At 45.4% G+C, this 22,563-nt stretch carries 19 protein-coding genes and 1 riboswitch; of the genes, 2 read left to right on the plus strand and 17 right to left on the minus strand.

Annotation, left to right across the window (positions count from 1 at the left end; translation table 11 throughout):
- Positions 1-8: 8 nt before the first annotated feature.
- The 17 genes from NSQ91_RS30830 to NSQ91_RS30910 all read right to left on the minus strand — a co-directional run bounded on the left by NSQ91_RS30830 (position 9) and on the right by NSQ91_RS30910 (position 19,596).
- A complete protein-coding gene (locus NSQ91_RS30830; RefSeq protein ID WP_081391777.1) occupies positions 9-1,559 on the minus strand; it encodes a hypothetical protein in 1,551 nt (516 codons plus the stop codon).
- On the minus strand, positions 1,556-3,109 hold the full coding sequence (gene wsfD / locus NSQ91_RS30835) for a glycan biosynthesis hexose transferase WsfD (RefSeq protein ID WP_076303549.1): 1,554 nt from the start codon (positions 3,107-3,109) through the stop codon (positions 1,556-1,558). The genes NSQ91_RS30830 and wsfD overlap by 4 nt, the downstream gene beginning before the upstream one ends.
- A gap of 31 nt (positions 3,110-3,140) precedes the next feature.
- On the minus strand, positions 3,141-4,295 hold the full coding sequence (locus NSQ91_RS30840) for a glycosyl hydrolase family 8 (RefSeq protein WP_256716464.1): 1,155 nt from the start codon (positions 4,293-4,295) through the stop codon (positions 3,141-3,143).
- Between the two features lie 170 nt (positions 4,296-4,465).
- On the minus strand, positions 4,466-6,511 hold the full coding sequence (locus tag NSQ91_RS30845; protein ID WP_076218254.1) for a catalase: 2,046 nt from the start codon (positions 6,509-6,511) through the stop codon (positions 4,466-4,468).
- Between the two features lie 134 nt (positions 6,512-6,645).
- Entirely contained in the window at positions 6,646-7,659 is a 1,014-nt protein-coding gene (locus tag NSQ91_RS30850) for a potassium channel protein (protein ID WP_076191641.1), read from the minus strand.
- Positions 7,660-7,746: 87 nt separating this feature from the next.
- Positions 7,747-8,139, minus strand: a complete 393-nt coding sequence (locus NSQ91_RS30855; RefSeq protein WP_038573772.1) for a DUF350 domain-containing protein — start codon at positions 8,137-8,139, stop codon at positions 7,747-7,749.
- Complete coding sequence (locus NSQ91_RS30860) at positions 8,136-8,729, minus strand: hypothetical protein (protein ID WP_232061559.1); 594 nt, start codon at positions 8,727-8,729, stop codon at positions 8,136-8,138. Before NSQ91_RS30860 ends, NSQ91_RS30855 begins: the two co-directional genes overlap by 4 nt.
- A gap of 69 nt (positions 8,730-8,798) precedes the next feature.
- The gene (locus tag NSQ91_RS30865; RefSeq protein WP_076278261.1) at positions 8,799-10,001 is read right to left on the minus strand and encodes a glutathionylspermidine synthase family protein; all 1,203 of its coding nucleotides are present in this window, start codon (positions 9,999-10,001) and stop codon (positions 8,799-8,801) included.
- Positions 9,998-10,687, minus strand: a complete 690-nt coding sequence (locus NSQ91_RS30870) for a hypothetical protein (RefSeq protein ID WP_076303548.1) — start codon at positions 10,685-10,687, stop codon at positions 9,998-10,000. The genes NSQ91_RS30865 and NSQ91_RS30870 overlap by 4 nt, the downstream gene beginning before the upstream one ends.
- Before the next feature lie 28 nt (positions 10,688-10,715).
- Entirely contained in the window at positions 10,716-10,934 is a 219-nt protein-coding gene (locus NSQ91_RS30875) for a hypothetical protein (RefSeq protein WP_036682196.1), read from the minus strand.
- 67 nt (positions 10,935-11,001) lie between these two features.
- Positions 11,002-12,357, minus strand: coding sequence for an MFS transporter (locus tag NSQ91_RS30880; RefSeq protein ID WP_256716463.1), 1,356 nt, complete (start codon positions 12,355-12,357; stop codon positions 11,002-11,004).
- A 92-nt stretch (positions 12,358-12,449) separates the two neighbouring features.
- A complete protein-coding gene (locus tag NSQ91_RS30885) occupies positions 12,450-13,484 on the minus strand; it encodes a CdaR family transcriptional regulator (protein ID WP_076181893.1) in 1,035 nt (344 codons plus the stop codon).
- Between the two features lie 109 nt (positions 13,485-13,593).
- The gene (locus NSQ91_RS30890) at positions 13,594-14,745 is read right to left on the minus strand and encodes a glycerate kinase family protein (protein ID WP_076124101.1); all 1,152 of its coding nucleotides are present in this window, start codon (positions 14,743-14,745) and stop codon (positions 13,594-13,596) included.
- A gap of 33 nt (positions 14,746-14,778) precedes the next feature.
- On the minus strand, positions 14,779-16,077 hold the full coding sequence (locus NSQ91_RS30895; protein ID WP_076303547.1) for a GntP family permease: 1,299 nt from the start codon (positions 16,075-16,077) through the stop codon (positions 14,779-14,781).
- A gap of 211 nt (positions 16,078-16,288) precedes the next feature.
- Positions 16,289-17,608 (minus strand): nucleobase:cation symporter-2 family protein, encoded by a 1,320-nt coding sequence (locus NSQ91_RS30900; RefSeq protein WP_036682206.1) that lies wholly within the window; start codon positions 17,606-17,608, stop codon positions 16,289-16,291.
- Positions 17,602-18,216: a xanthine phosphoribosyltransferase gene (locus tag NSQ91_RS30905; protein ID WP_076181891.1), complete on the minus strand. Its 615-nt coding sequence runs from the start codon at positions 18,214-18,216 to the stop codon at positions 17,602-17,604. The genes NSQ91_RS30900 and NSQ91_RS30905 overlap by 7 nt, the downstream gene beginning before the upstream one ends.
- 168 nt (positions 18,217-18,384) lie before the next feature.
- Positions 18,385-18,488: riboswitch (purine riboswitch) on the minus strand.
- 160 nt (positions 18,489-18,648) lie between these two features.
- Positions 18,649-19,596 (minus strand): sugar-binding transcriptional regulator, encoded by a 948-nt coding sequence (locus tag NSQ91_RS30910; protein WP_076218261.1) that lies wholly within the window; start codon positions 19,594-19,596, stop codon positions 18,649-18,651.
- 198 nt (positions 19,597-19,794) lie between these two features.
- Here NSQ91_RS30910 and NSQ91_RS30915 point away from each other — a divergent pair, with 198 nt between their 5' ends.
- Both NSQ91_RS30915 and NSQ91_RS30920 read left to right on the plus strand, forming a co-directional pair.
- The gene (locus NSQ91_RS30915; protein ID WP_076278259.1) at positions 19,795-20,763 is read left to right on the plus strand and encodes a Gfo/Idh/MocA family protein; all 969 of its coding nucleotides are present in this window, start codon (positions 19,795-19,797) and stop codon (positions 20,761-20,763) included.
- Between the two features lie 542 nt (positions 20,764-21,305).
- Positions 21,306-22,514, plus strand: a complete 1,209-nt coding sequence (locus NSQ91_RS30920; protein ID WP_076124110.1) for an MFS transporter — start codon at positions 21,306-21,308, stop codon at positions 22,512-22,514.
- Positions 22,515-22,563: the final 49 nt, after the last annotated feature.

Genomic DNA, 22,563 nt, shown 5'->3' on the forward strand with positions numbered 1-22,563 from the left:
TAGTTGTCTCATTTCAAAAACTTTCTGCGATATAACCGGTATCCGATCATCAACAATCCGCCAAACAGCAGCAGAGAAATCATGATCACAACAATAAAAAATTGATTCTGAATATTAAAAAGTCGGGTGAAGCTCTTTTGCTGCTCCTCTGTGTAGCGATAATCGCTATCCACTGTTTCCGGTGTATAGTCCAGGCTTAGAGGTTGTCCATTAATAGAAATCATTCCATCTAATGAGGAGATTGTGTTCTGATCAGTAACGACCTGATGCTCTTCTTGCTTATAATCGGCAAAAGAAACCCAATTCCGTTCCAGACTTTGCAGCATTTCTTCAAGCTGACGCTCATCCTCGGGCATGTCGACGGTGATTACAGTATCCATCGGCAAATGCGGTATCACTTTATTGGATGTATGCAAAGCTTGAAGAAATTCCAGCGGAACGCTATATAAAGAGGATGGAAAGGATTTAGAGGTGTCGCTCTGCTCCATATAATCAATCTGTTCATCTGGATATAACACCACAGAATCAAAAAAGCTCATCCCCGCTTCTGAATACTCTTTGTCATACGACCAATGCATTTCCGCTCCGACTCCAAGCGGCCCAAGCCCGTTTTCGGCCAACAGATTGATGAAATCATTCATCTTTCCTTTAAGCGTATGGTCACCGGAGCTTATCGTTGGCATCACCACTGGGGCATTGACCAGAATGCTTCCATTGCTGGATTGCACACTTTTCATAGCCACTAAATAACGCTGCATGGCCGGATAGTCGGTATTGCTGAACACAGGCCGCACACTTGCAAGAAACGGAATCCCCAGTTGATACAGCCGCTCACCCGTTTCTGCCAGCAGTCGCAGATCGGAGAAAGGATAGATTTCTTTGATCGCAAGGTACATTTTAGGAGCAGCAGTGATATGGAGCCAATCCTTCAGAACATACGCCATCCCTAGCGTACTGACATTCCCTTGTTCAAAATATGGGGCATATGTATCATTCCCCTTACTCACAGCGTACGGTGCTTGCAGACCCTCCTCCGCAAAAGAGAGTTGCCCGAAGGATTTGACCGCCTGACTCGCTACAATATAAGGCATATCCTGCACCTTAGCTTGAATTCCGGAGAACTGTCCGATTTCGAGCTCAGCACTCCCGTCATAGATCACATCAGTGGTTAGCTGTAACGCCTTCGTTAGACTAGCGGGTGGGTTGTACCCGATATGCAAATACTGCCCCTGATAATGCTCCCAATCCTCTATATAGGATTTATTCGTGATCGAAATATCCGCTTCGTTACGGACCATGATCACTCTGGAGTAATTTTTCAGCATCCCCTGCTCGTATTGATCTAGGCTTCCAAGTGTAACCTTTGTCGAGTAAGCTGCCAGCAGACGTTGAAGTTCAGTCACATTTCCATCCTTAGAGGTCCCCTTGGCAAGGCTGTCATAGAGCAGTAAGACTTGTTGTGGCGATGCAGCAGATTGAACAGGAGTGGCGGGCAGCAATAGGATGGTTAAGCTCAGCATCAGCAGCAATATACAGTATAAGATCCCTCTGCGCTTCAAACACTCACATCCTTTTGAGGCTTTGTAAATGGACTAGAAGTGGTGGGGCTCTCGTTAACCGGCTTTTTGCGATTTTTCGAGAATCTGCGTCCGATCACACTAGATACTGTCAAAAAGGTCACCAAATCAAAAGATAAGGTGAACAAGAATTCATGCTTGGAAATGTCGGCATCACCGGCACCGATAATCGATACAAAAATGCCTGAAAGACCAATGCCTATCGTAGCGACAATCAATACCATCCGCTGCAATCCTCTAAAATTGCGTGCCTTAATGGCTGTTACGAAGGAAGGCATATACAGACCGATGACAAGCACTGTCCAAAGGAAGATAAAACCTATCGTTCGTGGTGCTAAAGCCTTTTTCAGCTGACTGTATCCAGTAAAAAAGTGACTCTGTGCTCGAAATTCCTTCCCAACAGATTGCTCGTAATTGCCCATCGCCGCTGGTTTGATCGAGAATGCACTTTGAGCAGCTACATTAAGAATCGAGTTAAGCTGATCCGGATTCGATATATAGTATTTAAGGATCGAAACAAATCCGTAACGACTGTAAAAGTTCTCTTGGAGGATTGGTGAATTCACATCAATAGTTCCGTATTTCTCGTAGTAAATGCTATTTTTCAAGATGGCATATTGTTCATCAATATCGAATGACTTCAGTGCCTTCTCCGGATCGGAGGAATCCTTCAGCACCCCTCGGGTCATGGCATGGAACTGGTTAATATTCACGAACTCATCCGAGATATTCAAATAAGTGAACACACCTGCGAACAGGATCAAAGCAAGGGAAACCAGGGTCAGAATACGAAAGATCTTATCCCTGCGAATCCAAAGGATTGAACACCCCAGAACCGCAATGATTATACCCACTGGCGCATTTTGCTGCTTGGAAGTAGTCAGGATAATCGTACTGATCAAGAACAGGGCCAGCAGCACGTAGTCATTGTATCTTTTTTGATATAACAACAACCAAGCTGCGAACATAGTAATCATCGTGATCATCACGACGCTCTCGCCGTAAAAGGAGTTGAAATAAGCGGTATACCCGGTATCTCCAAATATAAAAATAGCAATACCTGCAGTGACCCATCCCTGCTTGCGGGTCATCCCCCATGTAATAGCCTCTATTAATAAGTAGATCGCCGCAACATATAAAATCGTGTAAATGACTGCTTGAAACCGGATATCGAAAACCTCGCTGCTAAAAAACAGCTTATTAAGTCCAATGGCCAGCTGGATAAATAAGGACTGTGAAGAAAATAATGTAGCGCCATTCTCATTAAAATATTGAAAGATTCCATATTGCTTTACAAAATAACCAAAGTATTGCTCGTCATAATCCGGCAGATTGAAATAAATTCCGTTACTATAGATGCTGCGAAAAAAATCACCATTATCCGCCATTCCGACATACGGGGCGGTAAATAAGGCGATGATGGTTATAAGCAACACTCCAACAGCAGTGATAAAAGCCGGGGACAATGGCAACGGTAGGTTAGCGAGTGTCATCCCCTGCCTCAGAGGTGATTTCACCGTGTTGTTTATCATGCAGATTCACCTTCGTTACTATAGGTTTAAATTAATAGACATAAGCCAATGCCGCCATCAGATTGTCAAAGGAATAGGCTTGGCCACTAGCTACATCGCCGAAGCCTCCATACAGTGAGCTGCCGGCATCGGTTATTCTGAACTCGTTCATTCTTTCAATGCTTTTGCGATAGAGTGCATCGTCTCCGGTCTCGGCACCAATCATAGCCGTAATGGCGTAAATGGCTGTTGAGCGAATATCGTTAAGCGGCTTTCCCTCACGCGAATATTGTCCATATAATGTGCCAGCCTCGACCTGCTGCTTGATAAAATTAATGCTGGAGGATTTCTGCTGGTCTACCTCTGCCAAAGCCAGAATAGACAGTAGCGATTCTACTGTATTGATATTCTCCGAACTATAGGTTCCACTCTCATAATTAAACCTTGTTTCATAGAAGGGAAACTCATCTGATAAATATCCATCTTTCAGAATAACGCTCATATTATTCAACAAAAAGTCACGAGATTCTCCAGAAACCGACAATTTTTGCATTGTACCTAAATCAATATAACATAAAGTAACGAATGTGTTGGTTTTTTTGTAATTTTCATCATAGAAGTCATACATATATCCATTTTTTACATTATAGTTATAAAACCTCTCACCATACTTAGCCGCTTCTTCTGTATATTGTTTATCTCTAAACGTATCCCCCGCTTCATAAAGCGCACGAATGATACGTAAGTCATCAACTGCAGCATTCACAGGATATAATTTCTGTTGTTTAGGGCTATATCGGTAGCTAAAACCACCCTTCATATCAAAGGTTTGCTTAGCCAGCGCCCATTCTTCTGCAAATCGCTCTTTCTCACCACTCCGTACGGCTGCCAGCATCCTCAGAGAGGCAGACTCACTTAGAATCTCATGGCCGCTTGCTGCTTCCCCGGATTGCTCTGTTTCAATTAAATTCGTATAAACACCGGACGAGCCGGTAAGCTTCGTAACAATAAATTGCTCTAAAGCATCCAATTCCTGTGAAGGGTCCCCCATATCATTATTAGCCGAACCCGTAGGATTCGGTGGCTCTGTTGTATGAACATTCGCGGAGGGCGAGGGTGTTGATGCCGGCATTGCTGTTTGCTCGCATGCTGTTAATGCTGTAAAACCTGTAAGTACCACTATAGCAACAGCTATCTCTTTCCTCAAAAAATCACCTCTCTAAGCATCTGCTTATATTGCCTAGTATTATCTATAACGGTAATATACATCACATCCTTAATCCAAATGTTAAATTTATGAAACCATTAGATGAAAAAAAAGAGGCATCCACACGCCTTCTGACGAGCAGATCCTCCTTTTTCTGTCATCTACTTACTTTATTCCATACGTTCCCAAAAACGATGGGCAGTAATGGCCGCAACGAAGCTAGCCGCAAAAACTTCCCCACCATCGCCTATTATGACTCCCGGACTGCTTCTATGTTCATCTGTTGCAAGCAGCTCAGCAAGTATTGTCGTCATCGCGATAGGTTTAAAATGTGCATAGGCTTGGTTGAGGAATAACGCTGCATCTTTATGGAATTTCTTGCGTTCCGCATTTCCACCCGCCGCATAAATCGCATCGAAGAGCACCGAATCTGTAGTGGACAAGGTATGGATGACTTCAAGCTCTGTGCCGCTTGAGCCTTTAATAAATCCAAGCTTATCACTGATTAGCTCCGGTTGTATCCCAGCTCCCATAAGCGTGTCCAACACAGGCATTACCGCAGCTTCATCAAAACCATCTCCGATAATCACGCCTACTTTCCGCGTGTTGGGATGTTTTTTCGTATTAGCCTGACTTAAGGCAGGGGAAGCTTGAGTAACCTCGGAACCGCCAACTTCTGGAGCCGCTACTCCAATGGCTTCTGCCACAGGTACAGCAAGCTCGGAGGTAATGTTAGCAAGCATATTTACGACCTGCTGTCGGACCGACTTACTCTTAACCTTTCCAAGCTCAAAAGAATAAGCTTCGATAATATGCAATTGTTCCGGAGGGCTCATACTATTCCAGAATAACTTGGCTTGTGAAAAATGATCCTCAAAGCTTTTACTCCGGCTCCGTACCTTACGGCCCTCAACCTTTTCTTGATAATGCACATAACCGCCTTCTGCCTCTGGGACAGGTCTCGGCGTATTTTGGGCCAGAGAATTATTATGATAACTCACAGTGCCCTGATTAATCGTCTGCCGCCCATATCCGTCACGCTGGTTGTTGTGGAAAGGACACACCGGTCTATTAATCGGCAGTTCATGAAAGTTAGGACCCCCAAGCCGAATCAGCTGGGTATCCGTATAAGAGAACAATCTGCCCTGAAGTAGCGGGTCATTGGTGAAATCAATCCCTGGCACTACATGTCCAGGGTGGAAAGCCACCTGCTCCGTTTCGGCAAAAACATTATCCACGTTGCGGTTCAAGGTCATTTTCCCAACGATCTGCACGGGCACGTCTTCCTCTGGCCATAGCTTTGTAGGGTCCAGCACATCGAAATCAAACTTGAATTCGTCTTCTTCACTAAGAAGCTGAATGCCCAGCTCGTATTCCGGAAAGTTGCCGGCTTCAATCGATTCCCATAAATCACGGCGGTGAAAGTCAGGGTCCGCTCCGGATATTTTCTGTGCTTCGTCCCACACCAAAGAGTGTACACCAAGCACTGGTTTCCAATGGAATTTAACAAAATGCGCTTTCCCCTGTTCATTGATCAGACGGAAGGTGTGAACTCCAAACCCTTCCATCATCCGGAAGCTGCGCGGAATGGCGCGGTCGGACATCAGCCACATCGCCATATGGGCCGATTCCTGATTATTGGCGATGAAATCCCAGAAGGTATCATGGGCTGATGCTGCCTGAGGCATTTCATTATGCGGCTCCGGCTTAAGCGCATGCACTAGATCAGGGAATTTAATCGCATCCTGTATAAAAAAGACCGGCATATTATTGCCTACCAAATCATAGTTGCCTTCTTCGGTATAAAATTTGGTCGAGAAGCCCCGGGCATCCCGCACAGTTTCGGCTGAACCCCGTGATCCTGCTACCGTTGAGAACCGGACAAACACCGGGGTCTTCACGGACGGATCTTGAAGGAATTTCGCCTTCGTATATTCTTTCAACGATTTATATACTTCAAACTCCCCGTGGGCGGCAAATCCGCGTGCATGCACGATCCGCTCAGGAATCCGCTCGTGATCAAAATGGGTCATTTTTTCCCGAAAATGAAAATCCTCCAGCAAGGTTGGCCCCCGGTCACCGGCTTTTAGGGAGAACTCATCCTCGGACACTTTCAATCCCTGATTGGTTGTTAAAGCGTGACCTTCGTCCTTACTGCGAAACTGTTCCAGTTGCTCATTTTTGCTATTTCCGTTCACTTTTTGCTGTTCACTCATTAACAATGGCTCCTTCCGAAAGGTAGAGTAACGATAATATTCATCTCTTACCCTTAAGGAAGGAACGGCAAACAAAAAGAAGCGGAATTCCGAGAAGCCATTCTCCCGAAAATCCGCTTTACTCGCTCACTGACCTAACCTTTAATTCTCCGATACGTCTCTTCATCCGAAACAATATATAATCTAGCCTCTTTAGGAATAGGCTGGTCCAGCTTGCGATTGATGCTAAGGTCACTACGATCCGAGAGTAAAGTTGCACCTTGAAGGAGCAATTCCTGAAACGCCTGCCCATAGGTCTTCCATGCACTATTCACTGGAATCTCATAAATATCATCCCCATACTGGCGGCTCAGCAGCTGCGTAATCACCTCTGAATTCCCCTCTTGCAGAGCGGATCGGACTGCCAATCTAGAAATGGCATCATGCGACAGAACGAATTCATTGACCTGAACATGCCTGAAATTCTGTATATTCTTCTCCTGCATAATTTCTACGGTAGTATGTACTTGTGGCGCTATGCGCTCAATGCTGGAGGCGATAAGCAGAGATTTCCCGTCAATTAGCGATGCTTCATCAATCCGTGTGTCTCCGAACACAATGGCTGCCCTGGCTTCGTGTATGTTAGCTTTAAGGAGAATCTCATCGCTGGAAGCATCACCGCTTACAAAGTGGACCTGCTCCATATGCTCCAGCGGATGCCGTCCTATCTCATCAATGATGACGATATGACATTTAGGTGAATAGCATAACACCTCATCTACCGCAGCTTGCGCTTTCTTACTCCAATTGATTAATATCACATGATCCTTTCCCCGGAAGCTCAAAGTTCCTGCTCCTCTCCTTCTCTGCACCTCTGCAATAGAGTCAATGACCTTGCCAATAACCAAGCTGAGAAGACCAATCCCAAAAATATATAGAAACATGGTGAATAGCTTACCCACTACAGTCTCGGCAAAATAATCCCCATACCCAACGGTGGCCATCGTTGTCATAACCCAATAGAAGGCATTAAACCAGTTGTGGAATGTACTCGGTTCAAGCAGGTAAGCTATCGATGCGCTAAGAATTATAAAGATCAAAATAATCAGACCGATCGACCGTTTGCGTAAACGCATCATCCTGTTGGATATTCTCAGAAAAAAATGCATCTGCCATCCCTTCCTCACATTAATAAAGCTGCCTCTCGAGGTTATTACTGAGGGCAGCCTTATCCATGTCCATCTGCGATTTGTGAACTAAACAATCAAACTGCTGACTGCAAATGCTGTGCCGATAAACACCAAGCAGAGCATGGTGCCTACTGCCACATTGCCTTTTTCCAGATGTTCTGAAATTTTAAAGCTTGGGGTCGCCAATTCAAAAATCCAATAAGCAGCGATGAGGCACACATAACCGACAGCAAACCAAATGATCATATGCAGAATAGAGGTATTCGTATACGCCGCTACTCCAATGATAATTGCTGTAGCGAGAAATTTGCCGCCAAGCGCTAGAGCTACAGCCACATTCCCTTTTTTCAGCTCTTCCATATCCTTGAACGGGGTCATCAAGCCAAAGATAACCATACCCAACAATTGCAGAAGAATAATCACAAATATACTGACTATTAAATTAACAACAATCGTCACTTTGCCCACCCCCGAAATTTCGCATATGCCGAGTCATAATCGGCGAAATCATGTACTTCCTCAAGGACTACGGAAGCGGTCTTTTCTTTCTCTAATGCTGCATAACGCTCATCGTCTATCGGCTGCTTGATCCGGTTGCCGGAAGGCAGCTCGAGGACGGCAAAGTTTCTTGTCTTCTCATTATATTTTGTCTTGTATACTCCTACAAGATCAACATCTGTAGTTACCGATACCTTAAGGTTGGTAAGATCCTCGACTGCTGTTTTTTCATCGGGATACGATTTAATGGTCGTCCAGGAAGAGAGGCGGACTTCATTGCGTTGGTCGGCATCTGTGATCAGCTCAGCGTCCATGAACTGCAGTGTCCATATTTTATCGCCAGTAGCATAATTCTCATCATTCGGCAGCAGCTCATTATCCGGCAACACCGTCATATCACTACCAATTAGATCACCTACAGTACTCTCCACAACCCGGTAATCCCAAGGTACCCGTGCAACACTGTCAGAAGTTTCGGCAGTGCCTGAATCAAACACACTCCCCTGATTACTGGAACATGCACTAAGCAGCAATACCGTTAGAAGCATCATACATAAAGCCCCGATCCGGGCCTTTACTAATCTGGTAGACGACTTGTTTATAGCCTTACTTTTATCCAACTATCTCACTCCCAACGCGATAAAATGACTGGCATTGCCCGTAATCAGTCCGCCAGCCCGGCCGAGCAGCCCACACGGCTTCCCATTAATGACGAACATGCCTGTCAGTAGGTGGAATTCACCTTTGGCGGTGTGTATTCGGGCTAGTTCAGCTCTTTTTTGATATACAGAGGGAAAAAGCTGACTGCTATCATAACCCTCTTCGTCCTCAATTTCTAGAGTTCCACTATCGTCAAAGAGACGTACAGAACCGCCTTCGCGGCCAAATACAGATTTGGACACAAAGCTGCCAGAGAACACAGGCTTATTATAAGTCGGCAAAATATAACGTGAGATCGCTTCACGCTCTTCATTGTCAAATAATAAGCCAAGCTCATACATTCCCCACACAGCTGCAATCAATCCCTTAGACTGCAACAGGATACTGTGTGGTCCATTAAAAAGCTGAAGATTTCCCTGTTCAACAGCATAGGCAAGTGCATCTCCACCCTCATCGACGGCCATCCACTCTTTAGGATATAGGGCGAACATCCGCTTTATCACCCGGTCCTCCCCGTCCTTCAAAATGCCCTCATCGACCCACAGATCGAGACAATCCACACACTGAATAGTAAGCCCGCTATGTCTGGCCAAGGCTTCAATCGTACCCGAATCTTCAAGATGAGAGCCATAAGCAACACAAGCTGCGGTATCTGGTCGTTCTATCTGCCAGGCTGCGGCAAGTTGTTCCTTCATCGCATGATTTGGACTAGTCACACCCGCCTGTTCACAGATCCAAGGTGTTGCTATGGAAGCCTCCACATAACCTGTAGGTGTATCGGCATTCAGTTCCAGAAGCTTGATGGTTCCATCATTAGCTATCGCAAAATCGAACCTTGCATACCGACTGATTAGACCTTCTTCCGGAATAGGAAACCCATCAAGCATCTCCCAAAGAACAGGAGGAATGCCCAGCAGCTCATACAAATCGCGTTTTAGATGTATATACCGAACCGCTTTATCGAGGATAGCCCATAGCTTTGCGGAGGCTTCCTCAAGCTCTTTATAAATGTCGCTGCGCATCACAGCTATTGCATCCATCCAGTACTCTTCTTCCTCTAGATCTGCCCAAGTGAACCCAAGCTCATGCAGCGCTTGTACCCGTGGGCCCCGCTCCAGATCAGACAAATCTAGAATCTCAAACACGCTCTGCTGATCACTCATCCGCCGAAACCACTCTTGCTGGAACCAGATCTCGATGAAGATTTCGAGCCTGAGCTTGATTTAGAGTTCTTCGAAGAGTTTAAGCCACTGGAAGTGCCACCGATTCCGTTCTTTGAAGAGGAACCTCTTCTCGTGATGGAACCCGTGGATGAGGTTGAGGTTTTAGGTTTCACTACAGAACCGGGCACCTTTTTATTCTGGAACTTTTCGCTGCTATAAGTAGGTGGTTTATAAGTGGTTCTCGTGCCTCCATAATAGGTAGGACGGTCCTTAGCCCATCCTCTGGAGGAGTAATTGGCACCGCTGTTAAACAACATGTGATACAGAAGCAAATCCGTCCAGCCAAAACCTGAATGATAACCGCCATAGTTATTCACTACCGTTGTTCCGTTTGAAGTTACTACGCCTTGGCCTTGCTCCTCTACCTCTTTCGTACCTTCTTCGGGGTAGGGAATATTCCAATCCACATTTTTATCAAAATAAGCTTTAACCTCTTCATTAGACCAAGAGACTAGCTGTGGTTCGCCCGCAGAAGTATTCGCGCTAGCCCCCGCTCCGCCAGGAATAAACATAGCATTCGCTAATAAGGCTATGCCTAGCGATGTTGATAATACACGGATGGGTTTGCCATCTGCGGTAAATAATTTTGATGCAGGCAATTCCTTATCCCTTTCATCTTTAGCCATCGTAAGGTTCTCCTTCCCTGATGATCTTCTATCCCTCAGTGTGCATCGGAACAAGCAAAAGCTCCAGCTTGCCCTCATCCACATTCAGTCGTCCTTCAACCGCCTCATATTCCTTACTGCCCACCACTATATAATTGACATGTTCAAGTGCAGTTATCATATTCATGCTCCACGTACGCTCTTCAATCACTCGTAGATCACCTTCTGGCATTTTTTCGATTAAAACTACACTCATCCCGTTATCCATTATTACCATTCCTTCCTTATATCTGCTATAGCATCTGATACGTTTTTATCACCTTTTCGTTTCAGTTCTAAGCTTGTATAGATTGCCCAGCATTACTTTTGGAATAAGAACGTCTATATAAAAGGAGAACTCCTAACGAACACAAGCTGACAAGGAGCAACAGTCCGTATACATGCTCATAGGCTTTTGCCGGCGCAAGATCACGCTGAGCATGCAGCAACAGCCCACAGACCGCAACAGATACAGAACCTCCAAAGAACTGAATCAGTTGTAAAAGCCCCATACCTGAACCAATCCAAGTTCGCGGAAGAACCCGAGAAGCTTCATTATTTAAGGATGCCATTGTCGCCGAGAAGGCCGGAGAGAAGCAAAAATAACCAAGCAGAAGAACTACAGGAGATACAGAAAGGTTCAGCGCAAATGCAGCCATAACAGCGGCAAGAATACAATGCCCTATGATTAAGAAGCGCAAGTTGCCATACCGGTCAATAAAACGTCCAACAAAACGGGTAAGAAATGCGGATAATAACGCACCTGGTGCGATAAACAAACCAATCATCAACGCGGATTTACCAAACAGATTAGCGAGCACAAGCGGCATCAGGAACAAATTCCCCAAGTTCAGCACCAGAATACAAAAGCCTATGGTAACTAGCTTCAAGTATCCCGGCATTTTTAGCAGCTGCGGGTTAATAAAGGATTCCTTCGCCTTCTTCAAATACCAAGCGTGCACGATAATAGACACTACGCCCACTGCCAACCATACCAGAGATTGGGTGGTTACGGCTACCAGCAGACTTGCTGCATTTACAACGGTCAGCGCCGCCCCAATAACGTCAAAGCTTGCAGGCTTCGGCTGTTCCTTAGGTAATAACCGCAGCAGTACTGGCAATACAACAAGCACAAGGCAAGTAATTCCGAATAACCCGTTCCAGCCAAAATACTGACTGATGACACCACCAAAAATCGGGCCCAAACCAAAGGCCATTGCACTCCCTGCGGAGATCATGGCGATAGCCGCACCACGTCTTTCAATAGGCACATAACGGCTAGCCAGTACGAGACCCAATCCAGCCATCGCACCCGCGCCAGCAGATTGTACTATTCTCGTTATCAATAATGTATTAAAGTCATGCGCAAATAATCCAAACACTGAGGCCAACCCGAGAGTAATTAAGCCAACGGTCAAAAGTCTCCGAATCGGCACCACGTCTGATAAGCGGCTATAAATAACCGTCGATAAAGCATATCCAATCGAATAGCTCGAAATTACCCATGAACCTAGATCAGCAGAAATTTGGAGATCCTGAATAATGGTTGGAAGTGATACATTAAACATCGTTGTGTTCATCACTACGATAAAAAGGCACATGGTCCATAATGGCATGACTACTTTATCATTCATTACTACTTTCTCATTCATTCCTATCCATCCCTGTCCTAATTTATCTATACAAGCTTATCTAAGTTTATGCCTATAAAATCAGGATGGCAATTGGAATAGGGGGATTTAGACTACTTACGCCACATCAATCCGCACAACAATTCAAACAACTCCATGTAGTTGCGTGGATTTTTGCCCGTTAATGTATGAATGCGATTAAGCCGGTAGTTCAGTGTATTTCGGTGAATATTCAGCTTCTGTACAGTACGATTATGGTCCCCATTCTCAGCAATAAATACTTGCAGTGTTTCAATCAGGCCTGTCTTATCGCCCGACTGATCCAGTAGAGCATAAATCGTCCCGGGCCGTTCTGCCCCGTCATAGGAGAGATGAATTAAGAATCTTAGTTCTTCATAAGTGTACAGTATCTTGAGCGGGTCGACTCTACTACCAACACTAATCGCCGCCTGGGCCTGTTCAAGTGAATAAGCAGCTAACTCCTCTGCTTCGCCAGAACCTATTCGCCCCACATTCGCACATGAATTTAGTTTTCCTATGAGCTCTTTATAAAGAAAAACATCCGTTATAAAAAAAACCGCCTTATCATTCTCCAAATTCCAGTAATGTGGATAGGACCTAAATACATTTTTGAATTCTTTTCCGTTCACATCGCCTTCCACTAGGATCGCCCAGCATTTTTTCTTAAGATCAAGCCCATAGCTGCCCGCCCGTTCCAGAAACTCAAGATCATATGCTTCTTTACGATAAGACAATTCATGATAAAATTTCACACGTTTTACTCGCTCATCCTGTTCCAGCTTGTTCCTTGCTTCCTGCTCAATAAGTAATATAGTAGTGACTCTGACCAGCTTACTAAACGGCCTAACCTCATCTGGATGTCCCGTAATACCTACCACACCCAAAACTTTATGATCTATAATAATGGGTTCATTCACCCCCGGCTTCATGCCGCTGCCATCCTCGTACACTTCAAAGACATGCCCACTTTGAATGGCTATTCTCGCTCCCTCATGTAAGGTTCCGACCCGTTTCAGATCTCCGCTTCCTACAATAAAGCCGCTCTCATCCATAACATTAATGTTATAAGGAACTACGCTCATCATTTCTTGTGCTATTTGTCCTGCGAGTGATTTCGATATCTTCATGTCTGTACCTCCTGTCCCTTTATATTCTACTCAGAAAGCTTCTACCTTAAAAAAGAAAAAAGGGGCTGACTCCGTTCAGTCAGCCCCTCTATCACTTTGTATAATTCAATCAGCTTCCTTGGTTCAGCATGACTAACCTAGCCACATTCTCAGCCGTTCTTTCCAAATTCTCTTGCCCTTTATTCAAAGCATCCTCCAATGAAGATGCACCTGGCATGATCCCAAAAATAGCATCAATCCCTTTATCATACAGCACTTCCGTCTGATCGCCGATCCGTCCCGCAAAGGCCAGCACAGGTTTATTATATTTCTTAGCGACCTCAGCAACGCCAAGCGGGGTCTTGCCATATTGAGTCTGGAAATCGATGCTTCCTTCCCCGGTCCACACCATGTCCGCCTGCTGCACTTTTTCTTCAAGTCCAGTATAGTCGATCACAAGCTCAATGCCCTTTTTTAATATTCCGTTTAAGAACACCACCAGTCCTGCCCCAAGGCCACCCGCTGCACCAGCACCAGGCATATCTATAATATCGAAACCCAATTGCTCTTTGATGACACTCGCATAATGATGCAGATTGCTGTCCAGCTGTTTGATCATATCCGAAGTAGCCCCTTTTTGCGGACCAAATACATTGGAAGCCCCAGTCGGACCACATAATGGATTCGTAACGTCGCAGGCCACTTCAACCTGTACATCCTTAAGGCGAGGGTCAAATCCACTCAGATCAATACGGGCTAATCTGCCGAGCTCACCACCACCAAACAACAGCTCATTGCCTTCGGCATCCAGCAGCCTGCCGCCTAATGCCTGCACCATCCCGGCGCCTCCGTCATTGGTGGCACTGCCACCGATACCGATCAGCAGCTTGCTGACCCCACGATCCAGACATGCTTTGATTAATTGTCCTGTCCCGTAGGTAGTTGTAATCAACGGGTTACGTGTCTCTGGGGATACCAGCTGAATGCCACTCGCACTAGCCATTTCCAGCACCCCTGTCAGCCCGTCTCCTGTGATTCCGTAGGATGCGCTAACTTCATTGCCCAGTGGCCCTTTAACTTTTGTTATATATACTGTACCTTCCGTTGCATCGACCAAGGACTGCATCGTTCCTTCGCCGCCATCTGCCATGGGTACATGAATACAAGTAATATTAGAATTTACTTTATGAATGCCTTTTTCCATGGCTTCACAAGCTTCTTTGGCTGTCATACTTTCCTTGAAAGAATCCGGTGCCAATACGATGACAAAGTCTTTATTCATAGAATATCCGTCCCTTCTAGTTGCAAATATAAATTATAGGATGAAGCCGTATAATATAGTGGCGACGATAGCCATCGTCAGACCCACGAGACTTTCATAAGGAATCAGTGACATCCGGTCCTTAATGTTCATCTTAACGGAATCAGCGGTCACGTGGAAGAAGTTACCGTGTGGCAGATGGTCAATGACTGTAGCCCCGGTGTGCACCATAATTGCTGCATTTAGCGGCGCTGTGCCCATCGAAAGAATAGCGGGACCAAATGATCCGGCAGCCACGATAGAAGCCGTAGAGGTTGATGCTGTAGCAGCCGCCATCAGGATCCCTGCAATTGGCGCAAGGAACGTTCCGGAAATCCCCATAGACGTTATTGCATCTACAACAGTAGCACTCAAATCCGATTTCGAGATAATACCAGCGATAGCACCAGCACCAATCAGGATAATGGCTGTACCTGTCATTTTATTTAACCCTGAGGTTGTAAAAGAAATGATGTTCTTCGTTTGTTTCATAGCAATCAATCCAATAATGCCGGCAAGAGGCAAGATGATCATAGAATCGACTTTAAATGATTTCAGCAATTCAATATTTAGAATATTTCCGATTGGGTTAATGGCTAGAAGTAAAATAGCGACAACTGGAGCGACGATGGCACGGCCAAAGCTAGGTTTAACCTTAGTACTGTCTTCCTCTTTAGTTACAACGTCGCCCTCTGCAATTTTCACACCTTTGTTGACCAGCAGATTAGCAATAATAACAGTGACAATCAGACCCGCAATGGCTGGGATGAATCCATGAATCATGACCTGAGCCAAATCTACATCAAAGCCTTTAGCTACGGCAATGGTGTTCGGGTTCGGTGAAATAATGTTACCGGCTTTACCGCCACCGACCAGTGCGAGCAGCAAAGCGGTTTTGGAAATGCCGATCTTCTTACCTACGGACAAAGCGATTGGAGCGACAATAATGATAGCGACTGTGATGAATACGCCTACCGCTGTAATAATCATAGTTGCCAGCGCTATAGATAATAACGCTTTCTTTTCGCCAAGCTTATCTACTATGGTCTCGGCCATTCGTTCGGCTGCCCCTGATTCAATCAATACCCCGGCCAGCACACCAGCCGCGAGTACACGTACAACTGCCCCCATAACACTATTCGTTCCGTCGATGATATATTGTACTGTCTCTGCAATGGATGCCCCGCCTAATATCCCTCCGGCAATCGCGCCTAAAAAGAGTGCGTAGACCGGGTTAACCTTTTTGAAAATCAATACGACGGCCAGAATCAATCCCGCAATCGCGCCCATCCAGTTAATTACTGTGCCTTCCATCTCTAGTTGCCCCCTAGTATAAGAATTTGACACTATACAGTGTGTAATTTGATAACGCTTTCTAAACTGAGTATACTGCGCTTACAAACCCAATAATATTGACGGGACAACCTATTTTTTTGTGCATATGCACAAGCTCTGAGCATGAGAAAAAGACCAAGCTTAGGTTTCAGCACACCAGAGCTTGGTCTTTTAACATGAATTAGACGTATTAAGAAACTTGAGTTTCTTTCGTTAGAACAGGGGCAGCAGGATCTTCTGCCAGAACATTATCCTTTGTCTTCGAGAGGAAGATATTCAGCACAATCGCTGTAAGGGAACCGGATACGATACCGTTTTGCAGCAGCATCCGAGCGAATTCAGGCAATTGATCGAACATTGCAGGTACAGTTGCCGAACCCAATCCAACAGCGATACTACAAGCGGCAATCAGCAGATTACCATCCTTACGCAGATCTACCTCTGACAGAATCGACATCCCGGAAACAGCAACCGATCCGAACATCACGATCATCGCTCCACCCAGTACGGCATTGGGAATAACTGTTGTCAGAGCCGCCAATTTAGGCAGTAGTCCAAGCACAACCATAATCCCGCCGGCTGCAAAAATAACATTCCGAGTTTTGACCCGAGTCAGCGAGACCAGACCTACATTTTGCGAAAATGCTGTGTACGGAAATGCATTAAAGATCCCGCCCAGCATAATCGCCAAACCTTCTGAACGCAGCCCGTTTACGATCTGCTTTTGTTCCACTTTCTGATCCGTCACTTTACCAATCGCAAAGTAAACACCTGTGGACTCCACCATACTAACAATATTAACAATGATCATAGTGAAAATAGCCGTAAGATTGAACTGAGGCCATCCGAAGTAGAAAGGCTGTGCAACACTTACCCAAGAGGCTTCACCTACTGTAGAGAAACTAACAATGCCCATTCCATAAGCAATAATTGTACCCACTAAAAGACCTATCAAGACAGAGACCGAGCGAAGAAATCCTGTAGTAAAACGGTTAACCGCTAAAATGACCAGCAGCGTGATCAGTGCAAGCAACAAATTGCGGGGATTCCCAAAATCAGCGCTGCCTTCTCCGCCAGCTACGCTATTCATAGCTACAGGAATAAGAGATAACCCAATAATGGTCACGACTGAGCCCGTTACTATCGTTGGGAAAAACCTCAGTAGCTTCCCATAAAGGGGGGCCGCCAGTACCACGAATAAACCAGATAAAATAATTGCTCCGTACACCGTCGCCAAATTGTTGGCACTGCCGATAGCGATAATCGGCCCTACTGCCGTAAAGGTACATCCAAGAATAACCGGCAGCCTGCTGCCAAAATACTTAGTGCCCATAATCTGCAGCAAAGTAGCTAACCCGCAAGTAAACAAATCAGCTGCGATAAGATAGGCCATTTGGGTGGCATTCAGGTTCAACGCGTTCCCTACGATCAGCGGAACAACAACTGCTCCGGCATACATCGCCAGTACATGCTGAAATCCTAACGCAAATACTTTTTTCTTGCTTAACATCTCGCACTCTCCTTGATTGGCTCTTTTGAACTTTCATTATCAATGAAGTGAATTTCACCTGGTGACATAGATGTGATCCGGGCTAAGGCATGGACTTCTATCCCTCTATCCTCGAGTAGACTCCGGCCTTCTTGGAAACATTTTTCAATCACACAACCAACGCCAAGGAGCTCAGCGCCAGCCTCTTTCACGATATCAACCAGTCCAACAAGAGCAGCACCAGTAGCCAAAAAGTCATCTACAATAAGCACCTTATCACTTGGTCCGATATATTTTTGCGAGACACTAACCATATAATCCTCTTTGCGTGTAAAAGAATGTACCGGCGCGGAATAGACCGCTTCAGATAAGGTCACTGCTTTCTTCTTCTTCGCATATACAAACGGTACGCCTAAGGCGATGGCCGTAGCCATGGCAAATTGAATGCCACTCGCTTCAATAGTGATGATTTTAGTGATAGGCAAATGTCCGAACAACCGCTTGAACTCCTGTCCAATTTGTAAGGCAAGCTCCGTATCCACCTGATGATTCAGAAATGAATCTACCTTTAGTACCGTATCTGATAAAATAAGACCCTCTTGTCTGATGCGCTCTTGAAGTACCTTCATAGTAAACTTGATCTCTCCTTCTGAATTAAAAACAAAAAAAGGACAAATCCCTTGAGTCGTTTCTCTCAAGTGAATTTGTCCTTCTGGGTTTTTGTCCCTTAGTGGTGTAACACTGCATAGTGTCCGCATCGCTCGGTCCAGTCCTTCCATAGTCAGGAAGCGGAACCCTAGATGCGCTATTTCACTCATAGTCGGATAATTACATTGGTTATCCGGTAGAAACTTATGGGCCATATTCCCAAGATTATATGAGTTGACAAGCAAATATAAGGATAATGTATAATGTGAAACTTATATTTTTATAAATGTTCAAAATGAATACCTTGTATATCTTACACGCTCTGTCTGGTGCTTACAAGCAAAATTTTAAGCAATTTGCATGCCATTTTCAGGTTATTTTCACGAAATTCAATTGTTTACATTTAGTAGTTACTACTCCAATATCTTCTGCGCTGTTTCTTGGGTCGTTACAAGTACATTCATATAACCCCCATTTAGTGCCCCAAGGATCCCCGTTACCTTCTCAAGTGACTCCGCTACACCAATCGAATACCGTGCTTGCTTAATTTGCTCCAGCTCAATGGTCAGTGTTCGATCCGATATTCCGGTATGCACGGGAATCCCGTTGCCATCATAGAATCGTGAACAGATATCACCAGCGACCTTTCCATTCTCCAGCTCAGCAATCACTGCATCACCATAAAAACCGCGCCACGCCTCTTCCCCTTTCATTTCCGGCGATCCGATGCCGAACACAGCGATATCCAGATGGTCCCACGCCTTGGCAATGGTCTGATAATACTGGGAATTCATCAGTTGATCTCTAGTTTCCTTTTGCTCCGTGATCGCTGGAACATCAATCATTAACGAGCGCGCACCCCATTTTAGAGCAGCTTGATAACAGATGTTATTTACATGGTACCCGCTCTCCATCTTTCCTGATGGGCCGCCGACCGTAGGTACACAGGTTACAAAAGGTCTCTGGGCTTGTGTTAGGCTTTCTACAACGCTAGCTAAGCTGCTTCCCCAAGAAAACCCAATCGTATCTTTCGGGAGAAGCACTTGCTCGAGCCATCTCGCACAGGCTTGTCCTATAGCTTTGCGTTTAATCGTGCTGGACTGTGCAGGATCTACCTCCACAACAATGGCTTCCCGTAGCCCGAACCGCTCCTTCAGCTCCTGCTCCAATGTAAAATGATCGCCAGTATCGTAATTAATAGTTATTGTAACGATCCCTTCTTCACGTACCCTCTTTAGCATCCTGCTGATGGTGGTACGATATATACCAAGTTGGCTGGAGATTTCACTCTGCGTTAAATTCTGTTCATAATACATTTGTGCTATTTTAATAAGCAGCTTCTTATCTTCTTTTCGATCCATGTTACAACGCCCCCGCGTATTCAACAGTTTGACGGATTTAGACCCCCCCCCGCTATACTGTAGACGATTGTTTTGCACATTTATTATTATAATGCACAAATGTGCTTAATATTAAAACTTTTATGAAGATGAATGGTTCAGATGGAATCAAGGTATCTCTAAATAAAAACAAAAAATCAAACAAGTGAGGTGCTGGAAATGAACCCTTTAAAGTGGGCAATTGTCGGTCCAGGAAGTATAGCTGCCGAATTTGCGGCTGCGCTGAATGAAACGGGAGGAACGTTGTATGCGGTTGGGTCGCGAAGCTTGGAGAAAGCACAACAATTCGCTAATCAATATGGAGCCACGAAAGCTTATGGCAGTTACAGTGAAATGCTGCAAGATCCTGCAATTGATGTAGTGTACATCTCTACGCCACATAGCAATCATTATGAATACATCATTGAAAGCTTACAGAATAACAAACATGTTCTCTGCGAAAAAGCAATCACGGTGAACAGCAAACAACTTCAAGAAGTCACCCGACTTGCCGCTGAAAAGGATCTGGTTGTGGCCGAAGCTATGACCATCTACCATATGCCACTGTATAAGAAACTGCGGCAGATCATTGATGACGGCATCATCGGGCGCCTCAAAATGGTGCAGGTCTCCTTTGGCAGCCATAAAGAATATGATGTGAACAACCGTTTCTTCAGCAAAGATCTGGCGGGCGGAGCACTGCTGGATATTGGGACATATGCGCTGTCCTTCACAAGATTCTTCCTGTCCAAACAGCCCCATGAGATTCTTACTACGGTAAAACAATTCGAGACAGGAGTGGACGAGCAATCCGGTATTATTCTTAACAATGCGGCAGATGAAATGGCGGTAATCTCCCTTACAATGCGCTCCAAAATGCCTAAACGGGGGGTGGTTGCAGGAGAACTCGGATTTATTACCGTAGACAATTTCCCGCGGGCCAGCAAAGCCACCATTCAATATTTGGATGGCACAGTAGAGACGATTGAAGCTGGAGATACAGCCAAAGCTTTGCAATACGAGATTGAAGATATGCAGCGGTATATTGCAGATAAAAGCCATAAAGAGACCCTCAACCTCTCCTTGGATGTCATGGACATTATGAGCAATGTCCGGGAGCAATGGGGGATCAAATATAGCTTTGAATAAATAAACCGTCTAGTAGGCAGCTAACTTAGGCAAATGATTGTTTTTCGAGATAGATCACCCGTATTCATCACTTATTCCCCCCATCTGCATTAATGTTAATGAAGTCAAAGTATGGGAGAGTGAATATGGGTGGCCTATAAAAGAGACCGGATCGTTGTCATTTTTCAAAAAGGAAAACGGCGCATAATTACAAGGCCCCCCCTCCACGGAGTGGACAGATTAGTCTTTGTCATCAACAATCAATATACGAACGCCCCCAACACTACACAAATTGCAAGCGGTGCAGGACGCAGCAGCGCAAGCGGCGCCACCTTAAACAACGGTCTCGTTAACCCTAATGGGACTATATAACAAGCATAGCAAAAAAGCATGGACAAACCTGACGAGATCAGGGTGCCCATGCTTTTTGCGGTTTGGCGAGTTGCGCTATAGGTACTTTTTAGTACCTATAGCACTTTAAAGTACGTACTATACTAAATGGACAGATCTCTTCATAATAGCACTTACCGGCCGGTGATTAACACAGCGTAGGAGTGAAAGAAATGTCCTTAGATAAAAAAAGAAGCACCTTGGCGCTCTTAGCTCTAGCCATTAGTGCCTTTGCGATTGGTACCACTGAGTTTATCAGTGTGGGGCTGCTGCCTTTAATCGCCACGGATCTGCATATACCGGTAACCACAGCCGGGTTGACCGTTACTTTATACGCTTTAGGAGTAACTTTTGGCGCACCCATCTTAACGTCGCTAACCACGTCGATATCGCGCAAAACCTTACTGCTAAGCATTATGATCGTCTTTATTATCGGCAATAGTCTTGCGGCGGCTGCGGACGGAATTACATTGCTGTTAATCGCGAGAGTAATTTCCGCTCTGGCCCATGGCTTGTTCATGTCGATTGCTTCGACTATTGCCGCCGACCTCGTGCCTGAGGATCGTAAGGCCAGTGCCATTGCCATCATGTTCACTGGACTTACAGTAGCTACTGTTACTGGCGTTCCGCTAGGTACGTTCCTTGGCCAACAACTCGGCTGGCGTGCTGCATTTGTTGCTATTATTGCTATCGGGCTTATAGCACTCATCGGCAATCTGATCCTTGTTCCTTCATCCGGGCTGCGCAAAGGTACCCATACACCCCTTCGTGAGCAAGTTAAGCTGGTCACCAATGGGCGTTTACTGCTTGCCTTCGCGATTACGGCTTTGGGCTATGGGGGCACATTTGTAGTCTTTACTTATTTATCGCCCCTTCTGCATGAGATCAGCGGCTTCAAAGAGAATACAGTCGCCGTAATCTTGCTTGTATACGGCATTGCGATTGCCATCGGGAACGTGATTGGAGGTAAAGCCGCCAACCGCCAACCGATGAATGCTCTATTCTATATGTTTGCAGTCCAAGCTGTCGTCTTATTTGTCTTAGCTTTTACCGCACCTTACAAGGTTGCCGCACTGATTACGATCTTCTTTATGGGACTGTTAGCTTTCATGAACGTGCCCGGCTTGCAAGTACATGTTGTTACGCTTGCAGATCGATATGCGCCAAGTGCACGAGATGTAGCTTCTGCATTAAATATTGCTGCTTTTAACGCTGGTATTGCCATTGGTGCGTACCTTGGCGGCATCGTCACAGATCATATGGGACTGATTCATACCACTTGGGTAGGTGCCATCATGGTTCTGTCCGCAGTAATACTGACGGCATGGAGCCGTGCTCTGGAGAAGAAAGATGAGGCTCCTCTCCAGACTAAAGCTGCTTAAAGAGCAGTCCATTAACAACCCAAACAAACTTTTAAATATCTTAGGAGGT

This window comes from Paenibacillus sp. FSL R7-0048, from assembly GCF_038004505.1.
In the GTDB taxonomy this organism is placed as follows: domain Bacteria; phylum Bacillota; class Bacilli; order Paenibacillales; family Paenibacillaceae; genus Paenibacillus_AQ; species Paenibacillus_AQ odorifer.

Coding starts and splice junctions, on each gene's coding strand:
- wsfD (WP_076303549.1), bottom strand. CDS start 3,109: ATGATAAACAACACGGTGAAATCACCTCTGAGGCAGGGGATGACACTC.
- NSQ91_RS30845 (WP_076218254.1), bottom strand. CDS start 6,511: ATGAGTGAACAGCAAAAAGTGAACGGAAATAGCAAAAATGAGCAACTG.
- NSQ91_RS30850 (WP_076191641.1), bottom strand. CDS start 7,659: ATGCATTTTTTTCTGAGAATATCCAACAGGATGATGCGTTTACGCAAA.
- NSQ91_RS30860 (WP_232061559.1), bottom strand. CDS start 8,729: ATGATGCTTCTAACGGTATTGCTGCTTAGTGCATGTTCCAGTAATCAG.
- NSQ91_RS30865 (WP_076278261.1), bottom strand. CDS start 10,001: ATGAGTGATCAGCAGAGCGTGTTTGAGATTCTAGATTTGTCTGATCTG.
- NSQ91_RS30870 (WP_076303548.1), bottom strand. CDS start 10,687: ATGGCTAAAGATGAAAGGGATAAGGAATTGCCTGCATCAAAATTATTT.
- NSQ91_RS30875 (WP_036682196.1), bottom strand. CDS start 10,934: ATGGATAACGGGATGAGTGTAGTTTTAATCGAAAAAATGCCAGAAGGT.
- NSQ91_RS30880 (WP_256716463.1), bottom strand. CDS start 12,357: ATGAATGAGAAAGTAGTAATGAATGATAAAGTAGTCATGCCATTATGG.
- NSQ91_RS30885 (WP_076181893.1), bottom strand. CDS start 13,484: ATGAAGATATCGAAATCACTCGCAGGACAAATAGCACAAGAAATGATG.
- NSQ91_RS30890 (WP_076124101.1), bottom strand. CDS start 14,745: ATGAATAAAGACTTTGTCATCGTATTGGCACCGGATTCTTTCAAGGAA.
- NSQ91_RS30895 (WP_076303547.1), bottom strand. CDS start 16,077: ATGGAAGGCACAGTAATTAACTGGATGGGCGCGATTGCGGGATTGATT.
- NSQ91_RS30900 (WP_036682206.1), bottom strand. CDS start 17,608: ATGTTAAGCAAGAAAAAAGTATTTGCGTTAGGATTTCAGCATGTACTG.
- NSQ91_RS30905 (WP_076181891.1), bottom strand. CDS start 18,216: ATGAAGGTACTTCAAGAGCGCATCAGACAAGAGGGTCTTATTTTATCA.
- NSQ91_RS30910 (WP_076218261.1), bottom strand. CDS start 19,596: ATGGATCGAAAAGAAGATAAGAAGCTGCTTATTAAAATAGCACAAATG.
- NSQ91_RS30915 (WP_076278259.1), top strand. CDS start 19,795: ATGAACCCTTTAAAGTGGGCAATTGTCGGTCCAGGAAGTATAGCTGCC.
- NSQ91_RS30920 (WP_076124110.1), top strand. CDS start 21,306: ATGTCCTTAGATAAAAAAAGAAGCACCTTGGCGCTCTTAGCTCTAGCC.